This is a genomic window from Neobacillus sp. MER 74 (genome assembly GCF_023714155.1).
Genome location: NZ_JAMAUV010000052.1, coordinates 1 through 2,425, shown reverse-complemented (window position 1 = coordinate 2,425; position 2,425 = coordinate 1). Strand labels below are relative to the sequence as shown.

Sequence of the window (2,425 nt, the reverse complement as noted above, 5' to 3'; positions counted from 1 at the left end):
CCATCACAATCACTCCAAACCTAAGATATATCTTAATTTTACCTTACATATGGAGTGAAATGATGAGAAATTAAAAAATCTTGAAAGTATGTGAAAAAGGAGGTTTTATGAGTTAATCGACAGTCTCGATATTCCGCTTAACAGCTTTAAATATACACAAAACCCAACGATTTGAATCATATAAGCGGAAATACTCCCCTTATTTTTAAGGAAATAGAGGTATTTTCCATATTAGCCGGAATTTCTTCCCTTATATTTGGAAATCAATAATCCGTTATATTAAATAGAAGAAACCGCCGTCGATTGGACGGCGGTTTTTATCATTAGTACCAGAAATATCATTATTAATAAGGTCCCGCTTCGTGCCCTTTCTGTACAGCCTCTTTTGTTGCTTTGTTGGCAGCAATGGTTCCCTGACCAAATTTCGATTTACCCGCTTCACGGCCTGGAACTTGATTTTCCGTCTTCATTTCTTGGATTTCTTTCATTACCTGTTCCATCCCTTCCTTCACACGGCGGCCATAGTCTTCATCAGCTTGGGTGAAATGATGGATCATGGCGTCTTGAATTCGTTTGTCGCATATTGCCAGTGCTTCAGACAGGTTTTTGATTAATTCATCGCGCTCCCAATCATCCAAGCTTCGATACGTATGGCCCGCTTGTCCGTAGTTGTTTGGACGATCAATCGGCGCGCTCATGGCTGCCGCGTTATATACTGGCTGGTGAGGTGCACGGTTATCACTATTTGTTTCCGTATATCCGCCGAGCATCGATGGCTCATAGTTAATATGTGGGTTTTCTCCCGATTCTTTCGGGTTACGAATATCCATTTGGCCGCGATGCTGATTTGTGCGAACAGGTGCTTTCGGTGCGTTTACCGGCAGACTTAGATAGTTCGCACCTACCCGATAGCGTTGCGTATCCGAATAAGAGAAAGTACGCCCTTGAAGCATTTTATCGTCAGAGAAATCCATTCCATCCACCAGAACCCCTGTACCAAAGGCAGCTTGCTCAATTTCCGCGTGAAAATCAACAGGATTCCGATCAAGGACCATGCGGCCTACCGGTAACCATGGGAACTGATCCTCTGGCCAAAGCTTTGTATCATCGAGTGGGTCAAAATCCAGTTCTGGATGGTAATCATCAGACATGATCTGAACATAAAGCTCCCATTCTGGATACTCTCCTCGTTCAATCGCTTCATATAAATCTTGTGTCGCATGACCAACGTTCTTTGCTTGAATCGAGTTTGCCTCTTCTTGTGTTAGGTTACGAATTCCTTGCTTCGGCTCCCAGTGATACTTCACCAACACCGCCTCGCCTTTTTCATTTACCCATTTATACGTGTTTACACCAGAGCCCTGCATATGGCGGTATGTTGCTGGAATCCCCCATGGAGAAAATAGGAATGTAATCATATGCGTTGCTTCAGGTGTACGAGAAACGAAGTCAAACATCCGCTGTGGATTCGACACGTTTGATGCTGGATCCGCTTTAAATGCGTGAATCATATCAGGGAATTTCATCGCATCACGGATAAAGAAAATTTTCAAATTATTCCCAACTAGGTCCCAGTTCCCATCTTCCGTATACATTTTCACCGCAAAACCACGTGGATCACGTGCAGTTTCCGGCGAATCTTTCCCACCTGCTACTGTGGAGAAACGCACCATTAACGGAGTTTTTTTCCCTGCTCCAGAGAACACTTTCGCGCGTGTATACTTCTCTACCGGCTCATCGCCCACTTTTCCGTAGGTTTCAAAATAACCAAATGCTCCCGATCCTCGTGCATGGACCACACGTTCTGGGACCTCTTCCCGATCAAAATGGGAAATCTTCTCAATAAAATGGTAATTCTCAAGTGTCGCTGGACCACGGTTCCCAATAGTACGGATATTTTGGTTATCTATCACGGGATGGCCCTGGCGCGTCGTCAACGTCTCCCGATTTACGTCCTGTTCATTTGAAGTATTCACATTTTTGTTCTCTGTCAAAATAAGTCCTCCCTAGAAAAGTTATCCTTATTTTTCCTCTTGATAGTGAATTTATTCTTCGTTAGGATAAGCTGGAAAAGCAGGTAAAAAACACCTACTAAAGGTACTAGTTCGAGTCATTTCCAGCAAAATACCCCGGATTTCTTCATAAATGATTGCGGGGGTTGTTAAAAAAGTGCACAAAAAAAACGCTTAGATAAGCGTTTCAGATTGTAGACAAAATGCATTCTAATGAGCTCATTCGAATGCCTTTTTTTGTTAATTTGCTCGTAAGAGCAAAATTTAGACCTATCCTATGCATATTTCTAGGCCATTTCTGGACTTTTCCATGTCCAGTTGGCCATCTTTTTCAAATTCATGGCAGCAAAAGTAAGCATCGCTTGCATGGACAATTTTTTTAGGCCTCTTAAGGTTGTCCAACGCATACCATG

General features: G+C 42.8%; 2 protein-coding genes. Both read right to left on the bottom strand.

Going from position 1 to position 2,425, the window contains the following annotated elements:
* Nucleotides 1–344: 344 nt before the first annotated feature.
* A complete protein-coding gene (locus tag M3610_RS27330) occupies nt 345–1,994 on the bottom strand; it encodes a catalase (protein WP_251463597.1) in 1,650 nt (549 codons plus the stop codon).
* Between the two features lie 305 nt (nt 1,995–2,299).
* Nucleotides 2,300–2,425, bottom strand: a 126-nt coding sequence (locus tag M3610_RS27325; RefSeq protein WP_251463598.1) for a transposase, incomplete at its 5' end; no start/stop codon positions are given.